General features: G+C 68.1%; 26 protein-coding genes and 10 pseudogenes. 29 read left to right on the forward strand and 7 right to left on the reverse strand.

The features are described 5' to 3' along the window. Window positions 1-111 precede the first annotated feature (111 nt). On the reverse strand, window positions 112-618 hold the full coding sequence (locus tag ACHMWU_RS00005; protein WP_396041094.1) for an acyltransferase family protein: 507 nt from the start codon (window positions 616-618) through the stop codon (window positions 112-114). A 67-nt stretch (window positions 619-685) separates the two neighbouring features. Further along, window positions 686-2,527: a UDP-N-acetylmuramoyl-tripeptide--D-alanyl-D-alanine ligase gene (gene murF, locus ACHMWU_RS00010; protein WP_396041095.1), complete on the reverse strand. Its 1,842-nt coding sequence runs from the start codon at window positions 2,525-2,527 to the stop codon at window positions 686-688. A gap of 128 nt (window positions 2,528-2,655) precedes the next feature. Here murF and ACHMWU_RS00015 point away from each other — a divergent pair. The 4 genes and pseudogenes from ACHMWU_RS00015 to ACHMWU_RS00030 all read left to right on the forward strand — a co-directional run. After that, a pseudogene (locus ACHMWU_RS00015) lies at window positions 2,656-3,321 on the forward strand (alanine racemase); the annotation flags it as partial. 94 nt (window positions 3,322-3,415) lie between these two features. Continuing rightward, window positions 3,416-3,817: an alanine racemase gene (locus ACHMWU_RS00020; protein WP_396041097.1), complete on the forward strand. Its 402-nt coding sequence runs from the start codon at window positions 3,416-3,418 to the stop codon at window positions 3,815-3,817. Beyond that, window positions 3,814-3,936: pseudogene (locus tag ACHMWU_RS00025) on the forward strand (hypothetical protein); the annotation flags it as partial. The gene ACHMWU_RS00020 and the pseudogene ACHMWU_RS00025, both read left to right, overlap by 4 nt. Window positions 3,937-4,060: 124 nt before the next feature. Continuing rightward, on the forward strand, window positions 4,061-4,762 hold the full coding sequence (locus ACHMWU_RS00030) for an ATP-grasp domain-containing protein (protein ID WP_396041098.1): 702 nt from the start codon (window positions 4,061-4,063) through the stop codon (window positions 4,760-4,762). Here the strand turns inward: ACHMWU_RS00030 and ACHMWU_RS00035 are convergent. After that, window positions 4,737-5,321 (reverse strand): hypothetical protein, encoded by a 585-nt coding sequence (locus ACHMWU_RS00035; protein ID WP_396041099.1) that lies wholly within the window; start codon window positions 5,319-5,321, stop codon window positions 4,737-4,739. The genes ACHMWU_RS00030 and ACHMWU_RS00035 overlap by 26 nt on opposite strands. Before the next feature lie 110 nt (window positions 5,322-5,431). On the opposite strand from ACHMWU_RS00035, the gene ACHMWU_RS00040 reads away from it, so the two are divergent. The 8 genes and pseudogenes from ACHMWU_RS00040 to ACHMWU_RS00075 all read left to right on the forward strand — a co-directional run bounded on the left by ACHMWU_RS00040 (window position 5,432) and on the right by ACHMWU_RS00075 (window position 13,184). Then, window positions 5,432-6,115 (forward strand): sensor histidine kinase, encoded by a 684-nt coding sequence (locus ACHMWU_RS00040; RefSeq protein WP_396041101.1) that lies wholly within the window; start codon window positions 5,432-5,434, stop codon window positions 6,113-6,115. Beyond that, a complete protein-coding gene (locus ACHMWU_RS00045; protein ID WP_396041102.1) occupies window positions 6,112-6,774 on the forward strand; it encodes a response regulator in 663 nt (220 codons plus the stop codon). Before ACHMWU_RS00040 ends, ACHMWU_RS00045 begins: the two co-directional genes overlap by 4 nt. A gap of 131 nt (window positions 6,775-6,905) precedes the next feature. Then, window positions 6,906-8,350 (forward strand): annotated as a pseudogene (locus tag ACHMWU_RS00050) (SulP family inorganic anion transporter). Window positions 8,351-8,491: 141 nt separating this feature from the next. Beyond that, a pseudogene (locus tag ACHMWU_RS00055) lies at window positions 8,492-10,033 on the forward strand (phosphoenolpyruvate carboxykinase domain-containing protein); the annotation flags it as partial. Between the two features lie 98 nt (window positions 10,034-10,131). Further along, the gene (locus ACHMWU_RS00060; protein ID WP_396041793.1) at window positions 10,132-10,326 is read left to right on the forward strand and encodes a phosphoenolpyruvate carboxykinase domain-containing protein; all 195 of its coding nucleotides are present in this window, start codon (window positions 10,132-10,134) and stop codon (window positions 10,324-10,326) included. A gap of 132 nt (window positions 10,327-10,458) precedes the next feature. Then, window positions 10,459-10,964 (forward strand): annotated as a pseudogene (locus ACHMWU_RS00065) (Fur family transcriptional regulator). Beyond that, on the forward strand, window positions 10,925-13,105 hold the full coding sequence (gene katG, locus ACHMWU_RS00070) for a catalase/peroxidase HPI (protein ID WP_396041103.1): 2,181 nt from the start codon (window positions 10,925-10,927) through the stop codon (window positions 13,103-13,105). Before ACHMWU_RS00065 ends, katG begins: the two are co-directional and overlap by 40 nt. Beyond that, window positions 13,050-13,184, forward strand: a complete 135-nt coding sequence (locus ACHMWU_RS00075; RefSeq protein ID WP_396041104.1) for a hypothetical protein — start codon at window positions 13,050-13,052, stop codon at window positions 13,182-13,184. The genes katG and ACHMWU_RS00075 overlap by 56 nt, the downstream gene beginning before the upstream one ends. A gap of 182 nt (window positions 13,185-13,366) precedes the next feature. Here the strand turns inward: ACHMWU_RS00075 and ACHMWU_RS00080 are convergent, their stop codons facing one another. Continuing rightward, on the reverse strand, window positions 13,367-13,519 hold the full coding sequence (locus ACHMWU_RS00080) for a helix-turn-helix domain-containing protein (RefSeq protein WP_396041794.1): 153 nt from the start codon (window positions 13,517-13,519) through the stop codon (window positions 13,367-13,369). Between the two features lie 58 nt (window positions 13,520-13,577). Further along, on the reverse strand, window positions 13,578-13,994 hold the full coding sequence (locus ACHMWU_RS00085; RefSeq protein WP_396041795.1) for a hypothetical protein: 417 nt from the start codon (window positions 13,992-13,994) through the stop codon (window positions 13,578-13,580). Between the two features lie 104 nt (window positions 13,995-14,098). Here ACHMWU_RS00085 and ACHMWU_RS00090 point away from each other — a divergent pair, with 104 nt between their 5' ends. Continuing rightward, window positions 14,099-14,332, forward strand: a complete 234-nt coding sequence (locus ACHMWU_RS00090) for a hypothetical protein (RefSeq protein WP_396041106.1) — start codon at window positions 14,099-14,101, stop codon at window positions 14,330-14,332. 311 nt (window positions 14,333-14,643) lie between these two features. Here ACHMWU_RS00090 and ACHMWU_RS00095 read toward each other — a convergent pair whose 3' ends face one another. Next, window positions 14,644-14,886 (reverse strand): hypothetical protein, encoded by a 243-nt coding sequence (locus ACHMWU_RS00095; protein WP_396041107.1) that lies wholly within the window; start codon window positions 14,884-14,886, stop codon window positions 14,644-14,646. A gap of 127 nt (window positions 14,887-15,013) precedes the next feature. Here ACHMWU_RS00095 and ACHMWU_RS00100 point away from each other — a divergent pair, with 127 nt between their 5' ends. The 13 genes and pseudogenes from ACHMWU_RS00100 (at window position 15,014) to ACHMWU_RS00160 (ending at window position 22,575) form a co-directional block, all read left to right on the forward strand. Further along, window positions 15,014-15,244, forward strand: coding sequence for an aldehyde dehydrogenase family protein (locus ACHMWU_RS00100; protein ID WP_396041108.1), 231 nt, complete (start codon window positions 15,014-15,016; stop codon window positions 15,242-15,244). A 168-nt stretch (window positions 15,245-15,412) separates the two neighbouring features. Then, window positions 15,413-16,527, forward strand: a pseudogene (gene mmsA, locus ACHMWU_RS00105) (CoA-acylating methylmalonate-semialdehyde dehydrogenase). Between the two features lie 62 nt (window positions 16,528-16,589). Next, a complete protein-coding gene (locus ACHMWU_RS00110) occupies window positions 16,590-17,576 on the forward strand; it encodes an NAD(P)/FAD-dependent oxidoreductase (RefSeq protein WP_396041110.1) in 987 nt (328 codons plus the stop codon). Window positions 17,577-17,745: 169 nt separating this feature from the next. Further along, the gene (locus ACHMWU_RS00115) at window positions 17,746-17,952 is read left to right on the forward strand and encodes a hypothetical protein (protein WP_396041111.1); all 207 of its coding nucleotides are present in this window, start codon (window positions 17,746-17,748) and stop codon (window positions 17,950-17,952) included. Beyond that, a complete protein-coding gene (locus tag ACHMWU_RS00120) occupies window positions 17,949-18,335 on the forward strand; it encodes a cupin domain-containing protein (protein ID WP_396041112.1) in 387 nt (128 codons plus the stop codon). The genes ACHMWU_RS00115 and ACHMWU_RS00120 overlap by 4 nt, the downstream gene beginning before the upstream one ends. A gap of 106 nt (window positions 18,336-18,441) precedes the next feature. Next, window positions 18,442-18,519: pseudogene (locus tag ACHMWU_RS00125) on the forward strand (hypothetical protein); the annotation flags it as partial. After that, window positions 18,501-18,773 carry a hypothetical protein gene (locus tag ACHMWU_RS00130; protein ID WP_396041114.1) on the forward strand — a complete coding sequence of 91 codons (273 nt, stop codon included), beginning with the start codon at window positions 18,501-18,503 and terminating at the stop codon, window positions 18,771-18,773. The pseudogene ACHMWU_RS00125 and the gene ACHMWU_RS00130, both read left to right, overlap by 19 nt. Beyond that, a pseudogene (locus ACHMWU_RS00135) lies at window positions 18,713-19,759 on the forward strand (aldehyde dehydrogenase family protein); the annotation flags it as partial. The gene ACHMWU_RS00130 and the pseudogene ACHMWU_RS00135, both read left to right, overlap by 61 nt. A gap of 56 nt (window positions 19,760-19,815) precedes the next feature. After that, window positions 19,816-20,631: pseudogene (locus ACHMWU_RS00140) on the forward strand (flavin monoamine oxidase family protein); the annotation flags it as partial. Between the two features lie 83 nt (window positions 20,632-20,714). After that, complete coding sequence (locus ACHMWU_RS00145) at window positions 20,715-21,107, forward strand: FAD-dependent oxidoreductase (RefSeq protein WP_396041116.1); 393 nt, start codon at window positions 20,715-20,717, stop codon at window positions 21,105-21,107. A 79-nt stretch (window positions 21,108-21,186) separates the two neighbouring features. Further along, window positions 21,187-21,621, forward strand: a pseudogene (locus ACHMWU_RS00150) (aminotransferase class III-fold pyridoxal phosphate-dependent enzyme); the annotation flags it as partial. Window positions 21,622-21,682: 61 nt separating this feature from the next. After that, window positions 21,683-21,907 (forward strand): aminotransferase class III-fold pyridoxal phosphate-dependent enzyme, encoded by a 225-nt coding sequence (locus ACHMWU_RS00155; protein ID WP_396041796.1) that lies wholly within the window; start codon window positions 21,683-21,685, stop codon window positions 21,905-21,907. Continuing rightward, complete coding sequence (locus ACHMWU_RS00160; protein WP_396041797.1) at window positions 21,907-22,575, forward strand: aminotransferase class III-fold pyridoxal phosphate-dependent enzyme; 669 nt, start codon at window positions 21,907-21,909, stop codon at window positions 22,573-22,575. The genes ACHMWU_RS00155 and ACHMWU_RS00160 overlap by 1 nt, the downstream gene beginning before the upstream one ends. A 109-nt stretch (window positions 22,576-22,684) precedes the next feature. Here ACHMWU_RS00160 and ACHMWU_RS00165 read toward each other — a convergent pair whose 3' ends face one another. Then, window positions 22,685-23,308: a PhzF family phenazine biosynthesis protein gene (locus ACHMWU_RS00165; protein ID WP_396041117.1), complete on the reverse strand. Its 624-nt coding sequence runs from the start codon at window positions 23,306-23,308 to the stop codon at window positions 22,685-22,687. Between the two features lie 344 nt (window positions 23,309-23,652). On the opposite strand from ACHMWU_RS00165, the gene ACHMWU_RS00170 reads away from it, so the two are divergent. The 3 genes from ACHMWU_RS00170 to ACHMWU_RS00180 all read left to right on the forward strand — a co-directional run bounded on the left by ACHMWU_RS00170 (window position 23,653) and on the right by ACHMWU_RS00180 (window position 25,217). Continuing rightward, complete coding sequence (locus tag ACHMWU_RS00170; RefSeq protein ID WP_396041118.1) at window positions 23,653-24,054, forward strand: DUF222 domain-containing protein; 402 nt, start codon at window positions 23,653-23,655, stop codon at window positions 24,052-24,054. Window positions 24,055-24,130: 76 nt separating this feature from the next. Beyond that, window positions 24,131-24,616: an HNH endonuclease gene (locus ACHMWU_RS00175; protein ID WP_396041119.1), complete on the forward strand. Its 486-nt coding sequence runs from the start codon at window positions 24,131-24,133 to the stop codon at window positions 24,614-24,616. 370 nt (window positions 24,617-24,986) lie between these two features. Then, window positions 24,987-25,217 (forward strand): hypothetical protein, encoded by a 231-nt coding sequence (locus ACHMWU_RS00180; RefSeq protein ID WP_396041120.1) that lies wholly within the window; start codon window positions 24,987-24,989, stop codon window positions 25,215-25,217. Window positions 25,218-25,669: the final 452 nt, after the last annotated feature.

Genomic DNA, 25,669 nt, shown 5'->3' on the forward strand with positions numbered 1-25,669 from the left:
GCGGCCTCGCTGCAATTCACCAGCAGATGTGCCGCACGCAGCACGATGACAAAGCCCGGGAGACCGTCGTGATCGACGGTCTCCCCGGGCTTCTGTCGTGCTGGGCAGACATCACGAACGTGCTCGGGCTGCCGACCTCCAGGGCGCGGGCAGGTCGAGCAGGAAGCCCGCGCGTGCCAGGATCACGACCCGCTCGAGCACCAGGCACGTCGCCACGAGCGCGGCCGTCAGCAGCACCGGCCCGACGACGGCGAACCATGCGCCCGTCGGCTCGACGCCACGTCCGCGGACCAGCTCGTCGAAGCAGGCCAGCAGCGGCAGGTGCATGACGTAGATCGGCAAGGTCCGGCGTCCGATGGCCGACAGCCGTGCCGCGGTCCGTGGGGTGCCCCGTGCGGTCATGGCAGCGGCCGTGACGCCGAGCACGACGGCGGCGGCCGACACCGCTGGCCACACCCCCCACCATGCTTCGGCCCGGAGCGCCGTCATCGTGAGGACGGCGGCGGCGTAGACGAGCGCAGCCGCCAGCAACCGTCGGGTGTTGGCCTGAGCAGCCAGTCGTTCGACCTGAGGCCGCAGGTGCAGACCGGCCAGGAAGAAGAACACGTTCTGCAGCACCTGCCCGCGATTGCCGGCATTGGGAAGAAGGCCGAAGCAGCCGTCGCTGAGAGGATCAGGGCGGCTGTCAGCACCACGGCCGGGGGGAGAGGGCGGGTGAGGCGGGCGATCGCGAAGTAGAGCGCCAAGGCGTACAGGTACCAGAGGTTGGTCGGGCTGATCGCGGCTCGTCTCCACCAGCTTCCCAGGTGCTTCGTGCCCGGGCAGTGTCGATGTGTGGGGTCTGGCTCATGACCAGGGTGTGGATCAGCAACCACAGGAGGTAGAGGTAGGCGAACTTGGCGATCCGCGTGCGCATCAGCACCGGCAGCGGACGTCCGACAGCAGCCGCCGGCGAACATCCCCGAGACGGTGAAGAACAGCGGCATGCGCAGTGGCAGGAGCAGCCGCCCAAGGTTCCCCACGCACCTGAGATCGACAGGCCCGCGACCGTGACCTGCCAGTCGATCTGCTGGTAGTGCTTGGTCACGACGTGCCACAGCACGACCAGCAGGATGCATACGCCCTTCGCGACGTCGGGCCACACCTCGCGGTCGTCGGGTCCTGACGTGTGCGTCACGCGCGAGCCCTCGCTCCGCCGTGGGCGTGCACGAGCTGTTCGGCGACCTGCTCGAGCGATGCCTTGCGCGGCCCCTTGACCAGGACGGTGTCGCCGCTGCGGACGTCCGCCAGCCGAACGGCTCGCGGCTTCCGCGTCGTTGACGGTGATCGCAGCCGGGCCGAAGGCAGCCGCTGCTGGCGCCGCTGCTCCGATCGCCACGAGGACGTCGACCCCGACGTCACGGGCCACGGCACCGATCTCCTGGTGGGCCTCGAGCGTGAGCGAGCCGAGCTCCTGCATCTCGCCGAGGACTGCGATGATCCGTCCCGGACGTCCCTTGCCGGCCCGCGAGAGCACCTTGAGACTGGCCGCAGTCGACGTCGGGTTGCTGTTGTAGCAGTCATCGATCACGACGACGTCATCCGACGTCACGACCGTCTCGAGCCGGTGGCGCGAGACCGGTCGCGCGGCGTCGAGCCGATCCGCGATCGTCGCCAGGTCGACACCGGCGGTCAGGGCCAGTGCGGCGGCCGCGCATGCGTTGACGACCTGGTGCTCGCCAGGCAGCTGCAGGTGCACCGGCACCGAGCAGCCGTCGTGGTGCAGATCGAAGCGCGTCCCGCCCGAACCGTCGTCGTGCACGTTGTCGAACCTGACGTCACCGGTGCGTCCGAACGTGAAGATCCGTGCCGGGGTCAGCTCGGCCATCGTGATGACAGCCGGATCGTCGGCGTTCAACACGGCTGTGCCGGTTGCCGCAAGCGACTGGATCAGCTCTGACTTGGCAGCGCGCAGGAGGGCGGCCGAGCCGAACTCGCCGATGTGGGCGGTGCCGATCGACAGCACCGCGGCGACGTCGGGGCGCGCAATGTCGGCGAGCCACGCCAGGTGGCCAACCCCGCGAGCCCCCATCTCGACCACGAGCTCGGTGTCGCCGTGTCGCAGCTGCAGGCAGGTCAGCGGCACGCCGAGCTCGTTGTTGCGGTTTCCCTCGGTGGCGACGGCAGTCGGGAGCAGTCCGGCGAGCAGGTCTTTGGTCGTGGTCTTGCCCTGGGACCCGGTGATGGCAGTGATGCGCGGAGCGACGGTGCGCACGACGTGGCGGGCGAGCCGGCCGAGCGCCACGGCGGGATCGTCGACGATGACAGTTGGCCGGGCGGTGCTGCGTGAGCCGAGCACGGCGTGCGCGTCCTGCACGTGCTCGTGGCCGTCGACGCGTGCGCCCGCGATGGCCACGAACAGTCCTCGCGGCACAGGGCTGCGGCTGTCGAGGTAGGCCGGACCGTCCACGACGAGCTGTGGGTCGGCAGCAGGTGCGACAGTGCCGCCCGTGACGTGCGCGATCTGGCCGAGGGTCATGGGAATCATGCAGATCAGCCTGCCGCTGGTCGAGGCTGCTCCGCGTCAACCGCAAGGCCATTCGTCTGTACCTGAGGGCAGCCGACCGGTACCTCAGGTGGAGGTGCGGCCCTCCCGTGGTGCAGCACGGTGAAGACATGACGAATCCCCACCGAGCAGTCCAGGCCGTGCCGCAGCTGCCGCGACCGCAGCTGCACGTCGACCTGGCCGCGGTCGCCGCCAACGTCGAGCTGTTCGCCGCCACCGTCCCCGGACGTCTCATGGCGGTGGTCAAGGCCGACGGCTTCGGCCACGGCGCCGAGGACGTCGCCCGGACGGCGCTGGCTCACGGGGCCAGCTGGCTCGGAGTCACCTCGATCGATGAGGCGCTGCCGCTTCGTGCCGCGGGACTGTCCGTCCCGATCCTCAGCTGGCTCAACCACCCAGACGCCGACTTCGGTGCGGCCGTCGACGCCGACATCGATCTTGCGGTCAGCGACCGGGAACAGCTCGACGCGATCACGAGTGCTGCCGCCATGGCGGGGGGCCAGGCCCGGGTCCACCTGCACCTCGACACCGGCATGGCTCGTGGCGGATGCGCGGAGTCGGACTGGACCGCGTTGTGCCGAGCGACGCGTGCCGCACAGCTCCGGGGCACGATCGCGGTCGTCGGCGTCATGAGTCATCTGGCCCGTGCTGGGCAGCCGGGCCACCCGGCCAATGCGACGGCCCGCGCCGGCTTCGAGGCGGGGCTGGACGTCGTGCACGAGGAGGGCCTTCGACCGGAGCACTGGCACCTGGCCGCCACCGCAGCTGCGCTGACCGATCCGGCAAGCCACCACACGATGGTGCGGATCGGGGCAGGGCTGGTGGGCATCGACCCGTCCCGGCGGCACCCGGCTGCGTCGTGCGCTGACCTTGACGGCGCCGCTGGTCGACGTCCGCCAGGTACGCGCGGGCACCGCGGTCGGCTACGACCACACGTGGCGCGCCCCGACCAGCACGCGTCTCGGCCTGGTGGGTATCGGCTACGCCGACGGGCTGCCACGGAGTGCCTCGGGTCGCGCCGAGGTGATGGTGGCGGGACGCAGGTGCCCAGTCGTCGGCCTGATCTCGATGGATCAGGTCGTCATCGACCTGGGCGACCTGCCGGTGGGCGTGGGTGAGCCGGTCACCGTCATCGGCACGCGCGACGGTGCGCCGACCGCCGCCGAGTGGGCCGCCTGGGCAGACACCATCGAGCACGAGATCGTCACCGGCCTGCACGTCCGAGGTGCTGTTCGCACCGCCCGACCCTCACACCTACGGAGCATCACATGAACACCGTCAGCTCGATCACCAAGGTGCCGCTGCGCATCGCCGTCATCGGCGGTGGACGCAACTGCGAGCACGACGTGTCGATCGCCTCGGCGGCTGCCGTGGCCAGGGCCCTGACGGAGTGCGGGCACGACGTCGTGCCGTTGACGATCGACCGCGAGGGGCTGTGGCGCGAGCGCGAGCACCGGCCGATCGGGCTGGCCGGTGCCGTCCACGTGCTGGCGCAGCTGCGACGTCGCGGTGCCGATGCTGCACGGACCCCAGGGGGAGGACGGGACCGTCGCGGCCCTGTGCGAGCTCGCGGGCGTGCCGTACGTCGGTTCGGGGGTCACGGCGTCGGCGATCGCGATGGACAAGTGGGCCACGAAGGCCGTGGCCGAAGCCGTGGGCGTCAGGACCGCACCAGCCGTGCTGCTGACACCGCACGACGCCTCTGGCTACCGATGGACCCACCCGGTGGTGGTCAAGCCCGTCGCCGCCGGATCGAGCCACGGGGTGACCCTGGTGCGCGACCGCCACGCGCTCCGGGCTGCGCTCGACGCGGCGTTCTGCCTGGACACGAGAGTGCTCGTCGAGGACGTCGTCGTGGGCCGGGAGATCGACCTGGCAGTGCTCGGCGGGACCGGCCCTACGGTCGTGATGCCGGCCGCCGAGATCGTCGTGTCCCCGGGCACCGGACTGTTCGACCTGGCGACCAAGTACGACGGGAGCGCGGACATCCGTGTCCCGGCGCAGCTCTCCGACGTCGAGCGACACCAGCTCGAGACCGCCGCCGTCACGGTGTTCGATGCCCTCGGGTGCCAGGGCGTGGCACGGGTCGACTTCTTCCTGACCGAGACGGGCGTCGTCCTCAACGAGATCAACACGACGCCGGGCTTCACCGAGGAGTCGCAGGTGCCGCGGATGTTCGCTGCCGCCGGGGTCAACCTGCCGCAGTCGTCGACCTGATGGTGAGCGAGGTCGTGGCCGCGGCGGGCGGAGCACTGAAGTCTGCGTGACGTCGACGAGCCGACGCGTACGATCCATGTCCATGAGGTGGCGCGAGGTGAGCCGTGACTGGGCGCCCGATCTGGTCGTCGGCGCACTGGTCTGCGTGGTCGGACTGGTCGAGGCGTCCTCGGGCATCGTCTACTCGTACGAGGACCGCACACCGTACTTCCTGCTGGCCCTCGTCGTCGGGCTGGCGGTGTCGGTGGCCAGACACCTGCCCTCGCTGGGTCTCGCCCTGTTCTGGGGCATCGCCTTCGTGCAGGTCGACCAGCAGATGAACCTGCTGATGGTCGAGGCCGCTGTGGCCCTCGGTCGCCTTCGGCTGTGCGCGCTGGGGTCGGCTCGGCACCGTGATCGCCAGCGGTGCCTCGATCCCCATCGCGGCCGCCATCGGCATCGTGCTGGTCAGCTCGGCCGCCTCGACGCCGTGATGTACGGCCCGCAGAACAACATCCTGTTCGAGGCGACCCGCAACGTCGGCAGCTGCGTGGCAGATCGGCGCCGCCACCTCCGGCATGACGATCCTCGGCCTCCCGTGGTTCGCCGGCCTGGTGCTCCGCCTCGCCGAGCGGGTCCGGCAGTCCAAGCTTCTCCCAGGCCGAGGCCGAGGCCGAAGCGGCCGAAGCCGTGCGGGAGTCCGAGCAGGCGCGTGAGATCGCCCGGCTCCAGGAGGCGCAGGCGACGCTGGCTCACGACGTCCACGACGTCGTGGGGCACTCGTTGGCCGTCATCCTCGCGCAGGCCGAGACCGGGCCCTATCTCGACGACCCCGACGCCACGGTGCTCAACGAGAAGCTGCGCCGCACGATGGCGACGATCGCCGAGTCGGCCCGTGCCTCGCTCGGTGACGTGCGGCGGGTGCTGGTCGCGAGCCGGGACCAGTCGGTCGTCGTGCCGACCGGAGGCCTCGACGCGTTGGTGGCGAGTGTTGAACGCAGCGGCCAGGACGTGCGGTCGAGCGTGGCGGGGCAACCGCGTCCGCTCCCACCCGAGCTGGAGAGCGTCGCCTATCGAGTCCTGCAGGAGATGCTGACCAATGCGATGCGGCACGGTCGACGCGATGCGCCGATCTGGATCGAACGTCACTGGCCCGACGAGCACGGGGTGCCGCAGGGTCGCGGCGGGCTGCAGATGCAGGTGCGTAATCTCAAGGGGTTCGCGCCGCAGGTGCACGGTGGTCTCGGAGTCATCGGCATGCGGACCCGCCTGGAGTCGGTGGGCGGGCATCTGGACGTGCAGGAGAGCCAGGGGCCCGACGGCCAGGAGCACACGGTCACCGCCTGGGTGCCGGTGAGAGACGAGGCATCATGAGTCGCCGCATCCGGATCGTCCTGGTCGACGACCAAGACCTGTTCAGGGAGGGCGTGCGCGTGATCCTCGACGCGCACGACGACCTCGAGGTCGTCGGCACAGCGGCCGACGGGCTGGAGGCCGTGCGCCAGGTCGACGAGCACTCGCCCGACGTCGTCCTGATGGACGTGCGGATGCCGCAGCTCGACGGCGTCGAGGCGACCCGGCAGATCTTCTCGCCCGCACGGATCGCCCGACGCGCCGAGCCGGTGCGGGTCATCGTGCTGACGACCTTCGACCTCGACACCAGGGCGGCCATGGCGATCCGTCACGGAGCCAGCGGCTTCCTGCTCAAGGACACGACCCCGACCAGGCTGGTCGAGGCGATCCGCACGGTGCATGCCGGCAACGCGGTGCTCGCGCCAACCGACCTGTCGACCCTGCTCGACGAGCAGTTCCGTGCGCCGGCGCCGGTCCCGGCCAAGTACCTGGAGCTCACCGACAAGGAGCGGGACGTCTTCGCCGCAGTGGCGCGCGGGCTCTCGAACGTCGAGATCGCCGGAACGCTGTTCGCCAGCGAGTCAACGGTCAAGACCCATGTCGGCTCGATCCTGCGCAAGCTCGCCCTGCGCGACCGGGTGCAGATCGTGGTGTTCGCGCACGAGCACGCCCTGGTCTGAGCAGCCCGGCTCCAGGTCGGCCATTTTCGTGACAGGAGCTCACGGAGGTAGAGTCCCCTCGGACCTGTGCCCCTGAGCATGTGTTCGAGGGGAGCAAGGTGTCGTCTTCGGTGCCGACGGTTCGGGCCGCGCTGCGGTCGCCTCGCCTCCTGCGCACCGAGGTGCTCGGCGGGCTGGTCGTGGCCCTCGCGCTGATCCCCGAGGCCATCTCGTTCTCGATCATCGCCGGGGTCGATCCCCAGGTGGGGCTGTTCAGCGCCTTCACGATGGCCGTCTCGATCTCCTTCCTGGGCGGCCGGCCGGCCATGATCTCGGCTGCGACGGGTGCCGTCGCACTGGTGGTCGCGCCAGTCGTGCGCGACCACGGCCTGGACTACCTGATCGCGACGGTCCTGCTCGGCGGCATCATCCAGATGCTGCTCGCCGCAGCGGGCGTGACTCGGCTGCTGCGATTCATCCCGCGATCGGTCATGCTCGGCTTCGTCAATGCGTTGGCGATCTTGATCTTCATCGCCCAGATCGAGCACCTGGTCGACGTGCCCTGGCAGGTATATCCCATGGTCGCGGCAGGTGTCGCCGTGATCATCGCGATGCCTCGACTCACCAAGCTGGTCCCGCCGCCGCTGGTCGCGATCGTGCTGCTGACCGGCTTCGTGCTGGTGGCGGGTGTCTCGGTGCCAGACGTGGGCGACCAGGGCAGCCGCCCGACAGCCTGCCGACCCTGGGCCTGCCCGACATCCCCTGGACGTTCGAGACGTTGCAGATCATCGCGCCGTACGCGTTGGCCATGGCGCTGGTCGGCCTGCTCGAGTCGCTGATGACCGCGACGTTGGTCGACGAGATCACCGACACCCCGTCGTCCAAGACCCGCGAAGCCTGGGGACAGGGCGGCGCCAACCTCATCACGGGCTTCTTCGGCGGCATGGGCGGCTGCGCCATGATCGGGCAGACCATGATCAACGTGAAGTCGTCGGGAGCCCGGACCCGGTTGTCGACGTTCCTCGCCGGGGTCTTCCTGCTGATCTTGGTCGTAGGGCTCGGCGACGTCGTCGAGCTCATCCCGATGGCGGCGCTGGTCGCGGTGATGATCATGGTCGCCATCGGCAGCTTCGACTGGCGCAGCGTGCGACCCAGCACCTTGCGTCGGATGCCCAAGAGCGAGACGACCGTCATGGTCACGACGGTCGTCGTCATCGTGCTGACGCACAACCTCGCGATCGGTGTGGGGGTCGGAGTCCTGATCGCGATGACGTTGTTCGCCCGGCGGGTCGCCACGCTGGCCACGCTCGAACGCTCCGTCGAGGATCGCGACGGCCGCCAGACAGCCGTCTACACCGTGACGGGCGAGCTGTTCTTCGCCTCCAGCAGCGATCTGCCGGCCAAGTTCAGCTATGTCGACGATCCTGCCGACGTCGTCATCGACCTCACGGGCTCGCACGTGTGGGACGCCTCGACGGTCGCGGCCCTCGACGCGGTGACAGCCAAATACGCCGCGCTCGACAAGTCCGTGACGATGACCGGACTCAACGAGGCGAGCGCCTCGATGCACGAACGGCTGAGCGGTCGACTGTCATGAGGGTGCGAGCCTGAGCTGTCCGGACGGTACGCTCACCCGCAACAAATTAATCGGAATGCAACCCGAAGAAAGTTCGGGTTGCAATCTGGGTACCTTTGACGGGTAACACACACCGAGTAGTTCGAGAAGTCGGAGCAGTCCATGGCAAACGTTGAAGCGGTCCTGAATGCAGCAGGACTGACCAACCCCAAGGTCCACGAGTACGTCACGTACTGGGCCGAACTCACCGGCGCAGAGGCCGTTGAGGTCGTCAGTGCAGCCGACGACGCGCGACTGATCCAGGAGGCGCTGGCAGCAGGAGAGCTCGACCCGGCAGGTGACGGGCTGTACTACTCCCGCGGCTATCACAAGGACACCGCCCGCTCCGAGGAGCGGACGATCGTCGCGACCAGCAGCGAGGCCGACCAGGGCGTCTACAACAACTGGCGTCCCTCGTCGGAGATGAAGCCCCTGCTCGAGGACCGCATGCGCGGTGCCTCGAAGGGCAAGACGATGTACGTCATCCCGTACCTGATGTCGCCGGTCGGCAATGCACTTGCGCCCTATGCGACAGGTGTCGAGCTGACCGATGCGCGCACCGTGGTGCTGCACATGATCCGCATGGCGCGGGTCGGTGCGGAGTACCTCGAGAACCTGGATGATCCCAACCAGTTCGTGCGTGCGGTGCACGTGACCGGTGACCTGGAGAACCTGGGCCAGGGCACGCCCGACGACCAGCGCTACTTCGTCACGGTCGCCGACGAGCGCACGATCTTGCACTTCGGATCGTCGTACGGCGGAAACGCGCTGCTCGGCAAGATCGCCCACGGACTGCGGCAGGCAGCCTACGACGGCTGGGCCTCCAAGAAGTTCCTGGCCGAGCAGTACATGCTGATCGGCATCCACGACAAGCAGACCGGCAAGGACTACCACATCTGTGGTGGCTTCCCGAGTGCCTCGGGCAAGACCAACCTCGCGATGATGCTGGCACCCGACGCGCTGGGCGATCGGTACCACGTGTCGTTCTACGGCGACGACATCGCGTGGCTGTGGGTCGACGAGGCCAGCGGCAAGCTCTACGGCATGAACCCCGAGTACGGCGTGTTCGGTGTCGCCAAGGACACCAACGAGACGACGAACCCGACGGCTCTGGGATCGATCGCTCCGGGCACGCAGGCGATCTTCACCAACATCGCGTACAACCCGGTCAGCCGTGAGGTGTGGTGGAGGGCCGTACGCCCGCTCCGCCGGCCGATCCGACCAACTGGCTCGACTGGAAGGGCAACCCCATCTCGGAGCGCTCGGCCGACGAGGCCGGCGACCCGTGGGCGCACCCCGAACAGCCGGTTCACCACGACGCTCGACAACGTCCCGAACATCGCTGCCGACTACGACGCGGCGGCCGGTGTGCCGATCGACGCGATCATCTTCGGCGGACGCACGCGTGACCGTGAGCCGCTGATCCGGGCGATCCACGACCTGGCCGAGGGCGTCTACGACGGTCTGACGCTGGGCGCCGAGGCGACGTCGGCAGCCGAGGGCAAGGAAGGCGTCCTGCGCTACGACCCCATGTCGAACCGCCCGTTCATGGCGTACGGCGAGGGCGACTACGCGCAGCACTACCTCGACATCGTCGGTGCTGCGTCGGAGCCGCCGATCTTCGCGCACGTCAACTGGTTCCAGCGTGACCCCGAGGACGGCCACTTCCTGTGGCACGGCTACCGCGACAACCTGCGTCCGCTGCTGTGGCTGCTGCAGCTTAGAACGGCGAGGTCACGGGTCGGCAGACTCCGGTCGGCATCATCCCGACGGCCGACGAGCTCAACCTCGAAGGTGTCGAGATCAGCGACAAGGATCTCGAGACGATCTTGTCGATCGACGTCCCGCGCTGGCAGCAGGAGATGGGCTACCGCGAGGAGCACCTCAAGCAGTTCCGCGATCTGCCCGAGGCGATCTGGGAGGCCCACCGCCGAGTCGCGAGCGCGCTCGACGAGTAGTCCGGCTCGAGCCCTCTGGGCTTGACGAACGAATCGGGTTCTGTCCGCGATATCGCGGACAGAACCCGATTCTCATGTCACGGCAAGGTGAGCCTTTCTTGACTCGTTCAAGTTAAGCGTTATGGTTGGCATATGCCCACCCAGACAGATCTCGAGCAGCTGCTGCGCGGGGTCGATCTGCGGGTCACTCGACCTCGCCTGGCCGTGCTCGACGCGGTGTACTCGCACCCGCACGCCGACACCGACCTGGTCATCAGCACGGTGCGCCAGAACCTCGGCGACGTGTCGCACCAGGCCGTCTACGACGTCCTGAAGGCGCTGACGTCGGCTGGGCTGCTGCGCCGCATCCAGCCCTCGGGCTCGGTCGCCCGCTACGAGTCGCGGGTCGGCGACAACCACCACCACGTGGTGTGCCGCACGTGCGGCACGATCGCCGACATCGACTGCGCCGTCGGCGGTGCGCCCTGCCTGACGCCCTCGCACGACCACGGCTTCGCGATCGACGAGGCCGAGGTCATCTACGGGGCACCTGCCCCTCCTGCTCCGCCGCCACCGCGGTTGAAACACCTGTCAAACCCCCGTATCGGAAGGACCCCCCATGTCTTCTCACCATGACGACGCCGTGCTCGCCGACCTGAACGACACCCAGAACGCTCAGAACGCCGCGCCGGCCGAGGGCAAGTGCCCGGTGATCCACGGAACCGCGCACCCCACCGAGAGCGGAAGCAACAACCAGGGCTGGTGGCCCAAGCGGCTCAACCTGAAGATCCTCGCCAAGAACCCCGACGTCGCCAACCCGCTCGGCGCCGACTTCGACTACGCCGCAGCGTTCAACGCGCTCGACCTCGCTGCGGTCAAGGCCGACATCGCCGAGGTCCTCACGACGTCGCAGGACTGGTGGCCGGCCGACTTCGGCAACTACGGACCCTTCATGATCCGCATGGCCTGGCACAGCGCCGGCACCTACCGCGTGCAGGACGGCCGCGGCGGTGGCGGCACCGGCCAGCAGCGCTTCGCGCCGCTCAACAGCTGGCCCGACAACGTCAACCTCGACAAGGCCCGTCGCCTGCTGTGGCCGGTCAAGAAGAAGTACGGCCAGTCGATCTCGTGGGCCGACCTGATGATCCTGGCCGGCAACGTCTCGCTCGAGGAGATGGGCTTCGAGACGTTCGGATTCGGCGGCGGACGTGAAGACGTCTGGGAGCCCGACGAAGACGTCTACTGGGGTCCCGAGACCGAGTGGCTCGGCGGCGACGAGGGCGGCAAGCAGCGCTACTCCGGTGATCGCGACCTCGACAACCCGCTGGCGGCGGTCCAGATGGGTCTGATCTACGTCAACCCCGAAGGCCCCGAAGGCAACCCCGATCCGCTGGCCTCGGCCCGCGACATCCGCGACACGTTCGGCCGCATGGCCATGAACGACGAAGAGACCGTCGCGCTGATCGCCGGTGGACACACCTTCGGCAAGACGCACGGTGCCGGCTCGGCCGATCTCGTCGGCGACGAGCCCGAGGGCGCCGGCATCGAGCAGCAGGGTCTGGGCTGGAAGTCCAGCTACAGAGCGGCAAGGGCATCGACACCGTCAGCGGGCCTCGAGGTCACCTGGACCTACCACCGACGCGCTGGGACAACGAGTTCTTCCACATCCTGTTCGCCTACGACTGGGAGCTCAGCCTCTCGCCGGCCGGCGCACAGCAGTAGGCGCCCCAAGAACGGTGCGGGTGCCGACATGGTCCCCGAGGCCTTCGGTGACGGCAAGCAGGAACCCCGCATGCTGACGTCCGACCTGGCGCTGCGCTTCGACCCGATCTACGAGAAGATCTCGCGCCGCTTCAAGGAGAATCCGGCCGAGTTCGCCGACGCGTTCGCCCGCGCTTGGTACAAGCTGACGCACCGCGACATGGGCCCGGTCGTCCGCTACCTCGGCCCCGAGGTCCCCAGCGAAGAGCTGCTCTGGCAGGACCCGCTGCCGGCTCCGGCCGAGACGACCGTCAACGAGGCCGACGTCACGGCCCTCAAGGCCGCGATCACCGCGACCGGCCTGAGCGTCAGCGACCTGGTCAGCACCGCGTGGGCGTCGGCGTCCTCCTACCGCAACAGCGACATGCGCGGCGGCGCCAACGGTGCGCGCATCCGGCTCGAGCCGCAGGTGTCGTGGGAGGCCAACAACCCGGCCGAGCTGCGTCGCGTCCTGGCCGCCCTCGAAGGCGTCCAGAACGAGTTCAACGCGGCCGGCGGCACGCAGGTCTCGCTGGCCGACGTCATCGTCCTGGCTGGTGGCGTGGGCGTCGAGCAGGCAGCGAAGGCTGCCGGCCACGACATCACGGTGCCGTTCACACCGGGACGTGTCGACGCCACGCAGGAGCAGACCGATGTCGAGTCGTTCGCGTGGCTCGAGCCCAAGGCCGACGGCTTCCGCAACTACTACGCCAAGGGCAACCGCCTGCCGGCCGAGTACCTGCTGGTCGACAAGGCCAACCTGCTCGGCGTCAGCGCTTCCGAGATGACGGTGCTCGTCGGTGGCCTCCGGGTCCTCGGAGCCACCTATGACCGGTCCTCGCTGGGCGTCCTGACCGATGCCCCCGGCACGCTGACGAACGACTTCTTCGTCAACCTGCTGGAGCTCGGCCAGGAGTGGAAGGCCGTTGACGACACGCAGAGCGTCTTCGAGTCCCGTGACGCCGCAGGTGAGCTTGCTGTGGACCGGCACCCGCGCCGATCTCGTGTTCGGCTCGAACTCCGAGCTGCGGGCACTGGCCGAGGTCTACGCGAGCGATGACGCGAAGGACAGCTTCGTGTCCGACTTCGTCGACGCCTGGGTCACGGTCATGAACGCCGACCGCTTCGACCGGGTCTGACCTGACAGCTGCACCAAGCCCATCCGGGTGACGAAAGAATCTGGTTCTGTCCGCGAAGCTGCGGACAGAACCAGATTTTTTTTGTCACCCCGGGTGATCAGGGGTGGCAGTCGCTCGGATGTCGTGCACCATGAGGGCGACGCCCAGCGACAGGACCGAGTCGGCGTCGTCGAGGTCGACCGTCAGCACCTGCTCGGCTTCTTGAGCCGGGCGTACAGCGCCTGACGGCTGATGTGGGTGGCCTGCGCGAGGGCGGCCTTGTTGCCGCGCAGCTCGACGTACTTGCGCAGCAGGTCGAGCAGCCCGCCGGCGTGCTCAGCCTCATGGGCCAGCAGCGGCGCGAGCTTGACTCGGTGAAGCCCAGCACCCGCTCATCGTCCTGGAGCTGGGCGATCAGCCCGCGCAGCCGCACGTCGGTCGACCGGAACCACGGCAGCGACGACGCTGGCAGGGCTCGGGCGGCCTCGGCGATGTGCCGACGGTCGAGCGGACGCGAGCCGCCGCGCCAGCAAGGTGCGGCTGGTGCGGCCCGACGCCAAGCACGGGCGATCCGACGCCGACCTGCCCGGCGGTCGCCCGCGAGAGCGCCGTGAGGGTCGAGTCCTCGCCGGACTCTGAACGGATCGCCAGGATGACGCCGACGACGCCGTCGGCGATACCGCCTGCGATGCCAACGACCTGGGCGGCGTGCAGTGCCTCGGAGATCGACTCCAGGTGGCTGCGAGCCTGCTGCTGCCGGGCGATCTGGTCGGGCAGCGTCGTCGGCTCGAACAGCGCCACCACGGGCAGGTACAACGCTGAGGGACGCATCCCGAGGGCGCTGGCGCGGGCCAGGCCGTCGGCCTCGTCGAGGATCCGGCCCTCGATCAGCTTCTTGGAGCAGCGACTCCTGGGCCTGGAACTGCAACCGGGTCGTGTCACGCTCGACGAGCCGGGACAGCCGCAACGCCTGGGCGGCCCGCTGCATCACGACGGCGGTGCTGACTCGGTCGTCGATCCGGCCGGGTGCGACGATGCGGCCCCAGGGTGAGCCGCGCAGGCCAACCGGGCAGGTCAGCCAGTCCTCGGGCCGGACGTACCCGGCTCGTCGAGGATGGGGGCGCGGCGCGACCGTTCCTCCACGTGCGCAGGAGCCGCCGGACGCCTGACCGTGCTGGGCGATCGCGACGACGCGGTGGCCCGCATCCTCCAGCAGCACCGGCCCGTTGATCATGCTGGCCGCCTCGTGCAGGATCGTCGGTGCATCGGCGCTGTCGAGGCTCAGGTTGGTGAACACCTCGTGCGTCCGCTGTGCGAACTCAAGACCCTGGTACTGCTCGCCGACGATCAACCGGTGGACGGTCTCGGTGATCGACACGAACCGTACGGGGAGCGCAGGGCGACGACCGGGACGCCGAGCCGTCTGGCGTCAGCGACGAGCTCGGCCGGCAGCTGCGGCAACCGCGGTCCGAGCCGACGATCAGCCCGCACGCTGGCGTTGGCGAGCTGCTGGATGAACCGCGCGGATCGGCCGAGGCGCCGGTGATCGGCAAGCCGGTCGTGAGCACGACCTCGTGGCCACCCAGGATGTCGTCGATGTCGTCGGCTCGGTGACGTGCACCCACCGGACCGGACGATCGACCAGGTCGTCGCCGGCCACGATCTCGGGTCGTCCCGTGGCGAGGACGTCGAGGTCGAGCATCGTGCGCAAGGTCAACGGCATGACTCGAGCCTACCGGGTCTGCTTGACACAGTGTCAGGTCTGACACCCAGATTCATGACATGCTGATCGTGGCTTCAGCCGTGTGCAACGGCGAGGATGGACAGGTCGACCCCGCCGAAGGAGCAGCATGACCGTCACGATCTCCCACTGGTCCGCCGGGAAGCCCTTCGAAGGGGCACCTCAGGGCTTCGCGCCGGTCACGAACCCAGCCACGGGACAGGTCACCGGGCAGGTGGCGCTCGCCTCACCGGCCGATGCCCAGCACGTCATCGACCAGGCTGCTGCTGCCGCTCCGGCGTGGGCTGCGCTGTCGGTCGCCAAGCGCACCCAGGTCATGTTCGCCTTCCGTGGCTGCTGAACTCGCGCAGCGAGGAGGTCGCCGAGATCATCACCCGCGAGCACGGCAAGGTGCTGTCGGACGCCCGCGGCGAGGTGGCGCGCGGCCAAGAGGTCGTCGAGTTCGCGTGCGGTGTCGGCCACCTGCTCAGGGGCAAGCTTCTCGGGCAGCGCCTCGACCGGCATCGACGTGCACTCGCTGCGACAGCCCCTGGGCGTCGTCGGCATCATCAGCCCGTTCAACTTCCCGGCGATGGTGCCGATGCGGTTCTTCCCGATCGCGATCGCCGCAGGCAATGCGGTCATCGTCAAGCCCAGCGAGAAAGATCCGTCCGCGACGTTGTGGATGGCGCAGCTGTGGAAGGAAGCAGGTCTGCCCGACGGCGTCTTCAACGTCCTGCAGGGCGACAAGGTCGCCGTCGACGCGCTGCTCGACAGCCCCGACGTCGCGTCGATCAGCTTCGTCGGATCGACGCCGATCGCGCAGTACGTGTACGAGCGGGCCAGCTCCCGAGGCAAGCGGGTCCAGGCCCTCGGCGGTGCCAAGAACCACATGATCGTGCTGTCCGATGCAGACCTCGACCTGGCTGCCGACTCGGCGGTCAACGCCGGCTACGGCAGCGCCGGTGAACGGTGCATGGCGATCAGCGTGCTCGTCGCGGTCGGCGACATCGCCGACGACCTGGTCGGTCGGATCGCCGACCGTACCCGCACCCTCGTGATCGGCGACGGTGCCGCCAGCGAGCAGGGCGAGGCCGACATGGGCCCTCTCGTCACCCGCGCGCATCGCGACCGGGTCGCCGACTTCGTGGCCTCGGCGAGAAGGCCGGCGCCACGGTCGTGATCGACGGTCGCGACGTCGCACCGCGCGGCGCCGACGACGGCTTCTGGCTGGGCCCGACCCTGTTCGACCACGTCACGACAGACATGGACATCTACACCGAGGAGATCTTCGGCCCCGTGCTCTCGGTCATCCGGGTCGAGACGTATGACGAGGCGATGCGGCTGATCCGCGAGAACCCGTACGGCAACGGCACTGCGATCTTCACGACCGACGGGGGCGCTGCCCGCAAGTTCAGCAACGAGGTCGAGGTCGGCATGGTGGGCATCAACGTCCCGGTCCCGGTGCCTGTTGCCTACTACTCGTTCGGCGGCTGGAAGGCCTCGTTGTTCGGTGACAGCCACGCCCACGGCACCGAGGGCATCAACTTCTTCACCCGCGGCAAGGTCATCACCTCACGGTGGGCCGATCCGTCGGTCGCACGCACCAGCGGCCTCGAGCTGGCATTTCCGAGCACGCAATGAGCCGGGGGACGGGAAGTCGTCACAGCACAGTCTTCGAACGGGAGGCGCCGAGCGCCGGTGCCGTGACAGTGGCGCTCGCCGGTTCTGAGCATCGGGTCTTCTGGCTCGACGACGCTCCGGGGGAGTCGTACCGCCAGCTCGAAGGCAGCCACACGGCCGATCTGACGGTCGTCGGCGGCGGCTACTGCGGTCTCTGGACGGCCGTGCTGGCCAAGCGCCGGGACCCCGGGGCACGGGTCGTGCTGCTGGAAGCGGAGACGATCGGCTGGGCCGCATCGGGTCGCAATGGCGGATTCGTCGAGGCAAGCCTGACGCATGGCGAGGAGAACGGCCGCAGCCGTTGGCCCGACGAGTACGACACCCTCGCACGTCTCGGCTCGGCCAATCTCGATGCGATGGAACGCGACCTGGTCGAGCTGGGCATCCACGCCGAGCTCGAGCGCACCGGAGTGCTGTCCGTCGCCTACGAGCCGCACCAAGTCAGGTGGCTGGAGGAGATGTCCGAGGGCGAGCTGCTCGACGAGCGCGCCGTCCAGGCCGAGATCTCCAGCCCGATCTACCGTGCAGGCCGGTGGGTCAAGGAAGACAGCGCACTGGTGCACCCGGCGCGACTGGCGCACGGGCTCGCCCTCGCCGCAGCCAAGCTGGGCGTCGAGGTCCACGAGCACTCCGCCGTGACGAGCCTGCGCTCGGTCCGCCGCGGCACCGTCGATGTGCGCACGGCGCGAGGACTGGTCCGCAGCAAGCAGGTCGCCCTGGCCACCAACGTGTTCCGTCCGCTGCTGCGCCGCACCCGACTCATGACGGTCCCCGTCTACGACTACGTCCTGATGACCGAGCCGTTGAGCGACGCCCAGATGGCCGAGATCGGCTGGCAGCACCGTCAGGGCGTCGGTGACCTGGCCAACCAGTTCCACTACTCGCGGCTGACCCGGGACAACCGGATCCTCTACGGCGGCTACGACGCGATCTACCATCCCGGACGCAAGGTCCGTCCCAGTACGAGGACCGGGACGAGTCGTTCCGGCGCCTGGCCTCGCACTTCCTGACGACGTACCCGCGCTCGACGGCCTGGGATTCAGCCACCGGTGGGCTGGTGCGATCGACACGTCGACGCAGTTCTGTGCCTTCCACGGCCTCGCCCGGCACGGCCGGGTCGCCTACGCCGCCGGGTTCACCGGACTCGGTGTCGGTGCAACCCGTTTCGCCGCCGAGGTCATGCTCGACCGGTTGGCTGGCACGCCCACCGAGCGCACCCAGATCGAGATGGTTCGCAAGAAGCCCCTGCCGTTCCCGCCCGAGCCGATCGCCACGGCCGGGATCGAGGCGACCCGGTGGTCGCTCGACCGGGCAGATCATCGCGAGGGGCGCCGCAACCTGCTGCTGCGCACGCTCGACAAGCTGGGACTGGGGTTCGACTCATGAACGACCGCATGCTGGCTGCTGACGTCTGGACCGCGGCGCTGACGACCGACGAACTGGACGCCAGCGACATCGTCCAGGGGACGCCCACCGCGTCATCGGCCACCTTGGCCGAGCTGGCCAGCGCCGAGATCGGCATCTGGCGGCTCACCGAAGGACAGGTCACCGACACCGAGGTCGACGAGGTGTTCATCGTGCTCGCCGGTCAAGGCCGGGTCGAGCTCGAGGACGGCTCGGTGCTGGAGCTGCAGCCCGGCACCGTTGCGCGGCTGCGCGCCGGCGAACGCACGGCCTGGACCATCACCGAGACCCTCCGCAAGATCTACATCATCGAGACGGGCACTCCCATCGAGACAGGCACACTCATCGAAACGAGCACGCTATGAGCGAACTCATCCAGAACTACGTCAACGGCGCGCTGGTCGACTCCGCCGCGACCGACTTCATCGAGCCGTCGACCCGACGACCGGCAAGGTCGACGGACGTTCTCCGATCTCGACGGCGGCCGAGGTCGACGAAGCCTTCGCAGCCGCGCTGACGGCGTCGAAGACGTGGAAGCGCACCACGCCGCGGCGTGCTCAGCTGGCGTTGCTGAAGCTCGCCGATGCCGTCGAGTCGGCCCGGGACGGCTCGTCGAGCTGCAGGCCCGTGACACCGGGCAGATCAAGGAGCACATCGCGACCGAAGAGATCGACCAAGGCGTCGACCAGCTGCGGTTCTTCGCCGGTGCTGCGCGGCTGCTCGAAGGCAAGGCCACGGGGAGTACGTCGAGGGACTCCAGTCGAGCATCCGGCGCGAACCCATCGGCGTCGTCGCGCAGGTGACGCCGTGGAACTACCCGTTCGCGATGGCGATCTGGAAGATTGCGCCTGCCTTGGCAGCGGGCAACACGATCGTGCTCAAGCCCAGCGACACGACGCCCCGGTCGACCGTCCGGCTGGCCGAGATCGCTGGCGAGATCCTGCCTGCCGGCGTCTTCAACGTCGTCAACGGCAATGCCGACACCGGCCGCCTGCTCGTGGAGCACGAGGTGCCGGGGCTGGTCGCGATCACCGGCTCGGTGCGGGCCGGTATCGAGGTCGCAGTGTCTGCGGCCAAGAACCTCAAGCGGGCCCACCTCGAGCTGGGCGGCAAGGCCCCAGCGGTGGTCTTCGCCGATGCCGACCTGACCGCAGCAGCCGAGGGCATCGCGATCGGCGGCTACTTCAACTCCGGTCAGGACTGCACCGCCGCGACCCGCGTCATCGTCCACGAGAGCGTCCACGACGGCTTGCTCGCGCTGCTGGTCGATCAGGCGCGCGCGGCCCGTCCTGGTCTGCCCGACGACACCGAGGCGACGTACGGCGCGCTCAACAACGCCGGCCACCTCGCCTCGGTCGAGCGGATGATCGCCGGGCTCGGCGACCACGCCACGATCGAGGCTGGGGGCCGTCGCGCTGCCGGCGACGGCTTCTACTTCGAGCCGACCGTGATCTCCGGCGTCCGCCAGGACGACCCGATCGTGCAGCAGGAGGTGTTCGGCCCGGTGCTGACGGTGCAGCCGTTCACGTCCGAGGAGCAGGCCGCCGAGCTCGCCAACGACGTGCCCTACGGACTGGCCGCCAGCGTCTGGACCAAGGACCACGGCCGAGCGTTGCGGATGACCGCCGAGCTCGACTTCGGCTGCGTCTGGGTCAACACCCACATCCCGTTCGTCTCCGAGATGCCGCACGGCGGATTCGGGGCCTCCGGGCACGGCAAGGACCTGTCGGCGTACGGGCTCGAGGAGTACACCCGGGTCAAGCACGTCATGAGTGCGGTGTCGTCATGAGTGACAAGACAGTTGACGTCCTGATCGTCGGTGCGGGAGCGACTGGGCTGTCGGCGGCGTACGCGCTGCAACGGGCAGGGCGCACCGTCACGGTGCTGGAGAGTCGCGAACGAGTCGGTGGACGACTGTGGACCGACGAGGTCGACGGCGTCGACCTCGAGCTCGGCGGCCAGTGGGTCTCGCCTGACCAAGAGGCATTGCTTGCAATGCTCGACGAGCTCGGCCTGGAGACGTTCGAGCGCCACCGCGAGGGTGAATCGGTGTACATCGGTCTCGACGGCGAACGGCGCACGTTCACCGGTGAGATCCTGCCGGTCCCGCCTGCCGTCGAGGCGGAGATGGACCGTCTGACGGCACTGCTCGACGAGCTCTCGGCGCAGATGGATCCCGCCCAGCCGTGGGCGATGCCCGGGGCCGCCGAGCTCGACCAGATCAGCTTCGCCGGGTGGCTCGACGCCAACACCAGCGAGCCCGAGGCCCGCGACAACATCGCGATGTTCATCGCCCAGGCGATGCTGACCAAGCCCGCCCACGCCTTCTCGGCGCTGCAGGCAGTCTTGATGGCGGCCAGCGCCGGCAGTTTCAGCAACCTGGTCGACTCGGAGTTCATCCTCGACAAGCGGGTCATCGGCGGGCTGCAGCGGGTGCCACTGCGACTCGCCGAACGGCTCGGCGACGCGGTGCACACGCGCCGTGACGTCGAGAAGGTCGTCTGGAACGAGCAGGGGGTGCAGGTCATCAGCGGCGATCTGCGAGTCAGCGCCCGACACCTGATCCTCGCGATCCCGCCGACGGCCGTGACGCGTGTGCGGTTCGAGCCGCCGCTGCCGTCGATCCAGCGCGAGACCCGCCAGCACCAGTCGTTCGGGCAGGTCATCAAGGTGCACGCAACCTACGAGACGCCGTTCTGGCGCGACGCCGGGCTGTCCGGCACGGCGTTCAGCCCCATCTGGTGGTGCACGAGGCCTACGACAACACCAATCACGGTGACGACCGCGGCACCCTGGTCGCGTTCGTCTCCGATGTTCAGGCTGACGAGGTGCTCCGGCTCGACGCGGACGAACGCCAGGCCACGATCCTGGCCAGCCTGGCGAGGTACTTCGGTCCCGAGGCCGAACAGCCGCTGACCTACTTCGAGAGCGACTGGACGTCCGAAGAGCTTGGCAGCGGGGCGTACGGCGCGGCTTCGACCTCGGTGGTCTCACCCGGTTCGGGCCCCGCCTGCGCGAACCGGCCGGCCCGATCCAGATCGGCAGCTCCGACGTCGCCGGACTCGGCTTCCAGCACGTCGACGGCGCGCTGCGCGTCGGTGCCGAGCTCCGCCGACCACATCCTGACCAGCTCCTAGACCCTGCTCAGCTCCTAGAAAGAGGTGCACTCCATGAACCAGCCGAATCCGGACCACGATCGCCTTCAGCAGTCCGCGCATGACCACCTGGTCATGCACTTCTCCAAGCAGGAAGCTTGACAACCTCCTCGTCCTCGACCGCGGGGAGGGGCCGTACGTCTTCGACACGCAGGGCCGCCGCTACATCGACGCGCTGTCGAGCCTGTTCTGCGCCCAGCTGGGCTACTCCTACGCCGACGAGATCGCCGACGTCGCCGCAGCGCAGATGCGTCAGCTGCCGTTCAACACCAACTGGGCCACAGCCCACCCCGCGGCGATCGACCTGGCCGAGAAGATGAGCCAGCTGGCGCCGGCCGACGACTACAAGGTCTTCTTCACCGGCGGAGGCTCGGAGTCGGTCGAGTCGGCCTGGAAGATGGTGCGCGAGCACTTCATCGCGATCGGTCAGCCGCAGCGCACCAAGGCCATCGCCCGCGACCGCGCCTATCACGGCGTGACGCTGGGGGCGCTGTCGTTCACCGGCGTTCGCGGGGTTCAAGGACGACTTCGGCACGCCGCCGATCGACGTGACCCATGTGTCGAACACCAACGAGTACCGCCTCGACCCCGACAACGACCCCGCCGCGTTCTGCCAGCGGCTGCTGGCCGAGGTGGAAGAGGCGATCATCGCTGCGGGTGTCGACGAGGTTGCCCTCATCATCGCCGAGCCGGTGCAGAACTCCGGCGGTTGCTTCGTGCCGCCGCCCGGCTACTGGGCCGGGTTGCGGGCGCTGGCCGACAAGTACGGCGCGCGCTGCTGATGGCCGACGAGGTCATCACGGCCTTCGGCCGGATCGGCGAATGGTTCGCCATCTCTCGCGAGGACGTCGCCCCCGACCTGATCAGCGTCGCGAAGGGGCTGACCTCGGCGTATGCGCCGATGGGTGCCGTGCTGGTCCGCAAGCACGTCCTCGCACCGTTGGTCGACGGCAGCCGGGTGTTCCGCCACGGCATCACCTTCGGTGGACATCCCCTCAGCGCGGCGATCGCGTTGCGCAACATCGAGATCATCGAACGCGACCAGGTGCTGGAGAACGTCCGGGCTCTGGCCGGACCGCTGCACGACAAGCTGCAGCGGCTGCTCGACCTGCCGATCGTCGGCGACGTCCGCGGCGCCGGCTTCTTCTGGGCGATGGGCTCGTCAGGGACGCCGACGGCACGCGGTTCGAGAAGGCCGAGCGTGACGCCTGCCGCGGTCGTTCCTGCCGCGGCGGTTGCGCGAGGCCGGCATCATCGCCCGCTGCGACGACCGCGGCGACGCGGCGCTGCAGATCGCTCCGCCGCTGATCGCCGACGAGGCGCTGCTCGACGACATCGTCGCCGGACTCGAGGACGTCCTGCGCGATGCGGGCAAGCACATGAACGTGGCGTGACGCCCCTCCTCTGGGGTCAGAGAGCGAGGGTTCCGGCGACGCCGACCGTCGTGTGACCGCCGACCCAGAGGTCGTCGCCGACCAGGTCGACGTGCACGCGACCCTTGCGCTGGAGCCGGGTGCCCGGCGCCGCGACGTACGACGCGGGCGCCCGTCCGGTCGACGTCAGCCACTGGCCGATGGAGGCGTTGAGGTTTCCGGTGACCGGATCCTCGCCGACCCCGCCGGGAAGAACGCCCGCACCTCGAACGCGGTCTCCGAGCCGAGGGAGTGCGGGCCGACGACGCCGACCTTGTCGAGCACGCCGAACGTCGCGTCGGCGGCGTCGATCGCGAGCACCGACTCGGCGCTGTCGAGCAGCAGCGCGACCCAGCCGGGTCCGTTGTCGGCCCAGGTGGCATCGACCACGACGTCGGGGTCGAGCCCCAGCACGGTGACGGCTTCGGCCAGGTCGATGGGGTCGACTGGTCCTTCGCGCAGCAACGGTGGTGCCGCGAAGGCGAGACGGTCGCCGTCGATGCGAACCCTGACGAGCCCCGCGCCGCACTCCTGCACCAGCCTCTCTTGGCCGCTCGACTGTCCGTCGGCGGCCAGCCAGGCGCGAGCCGATCCGAGCGTGGGATGACCGGCGAACGGCAGCTCGCCGCCCGGGGTGAAGATGCGGAGCCGGTAGTCGGCGTCTGGGGTCGTCGGTTGCAGCAGGAACGTCGTCTCCGACATATTGGTCCAGCGGGCAAAGGCAGCCATCTGCTCGTCGGTCAGGTCGTCGGCGTCGTGCACGACGGCCACGGGATTGCCGTAGGCGGCTCGTCAGCGAACACGTCGACCTGGGTGAAACGGTGCATGCTGAGACGCTACCAGCGGGCCGAGATCGTTTCATTAAAACACTGCTATTTCAGTGAATTCTCCTTGAGATCGAACATCTGTTCGAGTAGATTTGAGTCATGAATCCGAGCCCCCACAATCGAGGTAATGCGTGATACGGCGCGTGTGCTCAGGGTGGGTGATGTGCGTGATTCGTTGCGTTCGTTGCAGGGTCTGCAGGATGCGATTGACTCGGTGAAGGCTGAGTTGTTGGTCGAGCTCGACGCGACCAAGGATTTTGAGGTTGATGGTGTGTCGACGTTGAGCACGTGGGTGCGAACGGCTTGCGGTTGAATGCGCGTCAGGCGTCGGTGTTGGTCAAGAATGCGGCGGTGCTGCGTGATCTGCCGTTGGTGGCTGAGGCGGCGCGGGCGGGCAAGATCAGCGCAGCGCATGTGCAGGTGTTCGCCGACGGGCTCAAGCATGTGGGCTTGGAGGCGATGCGGGAGTTCGAAGAGGCGTTCGTCGCCGTCGCGGTTGATCGTGATCCGGGTGAGTTGTTCGAGGTGGTCAAGCATTTGCGTGACACCTTGTACCCCGAAGACTTGGATGAGGCCTGGAAGGACGGGATGGACAAAGAAGACATCGCCGTTGACGCGGTGCCTGATGGTTGGCATGTGACGGGGTTCTTGAACACGGTCACGGGTGCGAAGCTGAAAGAAGGCGCTTGATTCGGTGTCGGCGCCTCGTGACAAGGACGACACCCGGTCGGGGTCGGAGCGTCGGGTCCAGGGTTTGGACGGCTTGTTGTCCAAGATCCTGGGTGCGGGGTTGCCGGCTGACAAGGGGGTACGTCCGCATGTGTCGGTGTTCGCTGACGCGGACACGGTCGCTGCGGCGGCCGCGCATGCTGAACGGCAGCACACTCAGCCAGAGCACACCCAGTCGGAGCCTGCCTCGTCTGATGAGACGCCGAAGAGGCAGCCGGTGGAGCCAGCGACGTTGGCTGGACACGGCCATATCGGCCCGCTGTTGATGTACCTGTTCTGCCTGGCTGATGTCACCGCATTTGCAATGAAGAACGGCAAAGGGCTCAAGCAGGATCAGGTGCTCAATGTGGGCACGACCCGCCACGACCCGAGCCTGAAGCAGCGCAGGGCGGTGATCGCGAGGCAGCAGGGGGTGTGTGCGGCACCGGGGTGCAAGCACACTCATCTGGAGGTGCATCACACGATCTTCTGGTCCCACGGCGGACCCACCGACCTCGATCTACTGATCGGGCTCTGCAACTAGACGCCACCATTTGTTGCATCGGGGCGGGTTGAACATCACCGGCGACGCAGTCGATGGGTTCGTATTCACCAGACGCGACGGCAAACCCGTCCGCCGACAACGAAGAGCCCGCCTCCGCCAACCCGCCTGACCCGCCGGTCGAGCCGCCCGCTGCCCGTTGGCTTGTCGAATCGGCGGTGGGGTACTGGCCTGCGCGAGTGCGGCATTCCGCCCACTTAGAGGCAGCCGCTCGCCGTCCAGCGAATCGCAATCGTCTGTACTTTCCAGCCGCTGCGCCGCCTCTCTGTAAGCATGTGGACATGAACTGGATCAGCGGTATCGGCGTGTCTGGATATCGGCTTTCGGCGCCGAAATGCAGTACCTCACTCATATGAGCAAACTGAACTTCATCGCCGGACAAAACAACGCAGGCAAGTCGAATGTGCTCCGTTTCATCTCTCAGGCGGTGAACGCACCCAGCTTTGGAGAGTTGGACCAGCATGGAATGCAGATGGACATGCCTGTTCGCATCGCCTTGGAATACAAGTCCGAGGTCTGGGAAGACTGGCTGTCGAACGTCCAAATCCTGAATTTGTCCGAGACGCTCTTCGACGGCCACTAGATCGGTTACAGGACGGAAGTCTCTGGCTAGAACGGGAGTTAGTAGACGGAAAATGGCAATACACAGACCAGATACTCCGAGAGATTGCAGCCCGGTCTGACAGAGGAGCGATCTCTCAGATCTCAAGTTGGATTTCAAATGTGAGCGGAGGAGCCGAGCTGAGACGACATACGGCGAGTTATCACATGGCTGCCGACTAGCGGCGCGTTCTCGAAGGCCGAGACAATCCCAGCGTTCAGACAGATTCGCGACGAAGGTAGCGACGAGCTTGCTATTGACGGAGCAGGTGTCGTACGGGGTTTGCAGCGGCTTGCGAACCCGACACTGCAGGACCAAGCGGACCGCGCCAGATTTGAAAGCGTACAGCGGTTCGTGCGGGTTGTCCTCGAGGACCCGAACGTCTCGATTGAGATACCGCACGACGCTCAGCAGATTCTGATTCGACAGCGAAA

The sequence above is a fragment of the Aeromicrobium sp. UC242_57 genome (genome assembly GCF_044452305.1).
In the GTDB taxonomy this organism is placed as follows: domain Bacteria; phylum Actinomycetota; class Actinomycetes; order Propionibacteriales; family Nocardioidaceae; genus Aeromicrobium.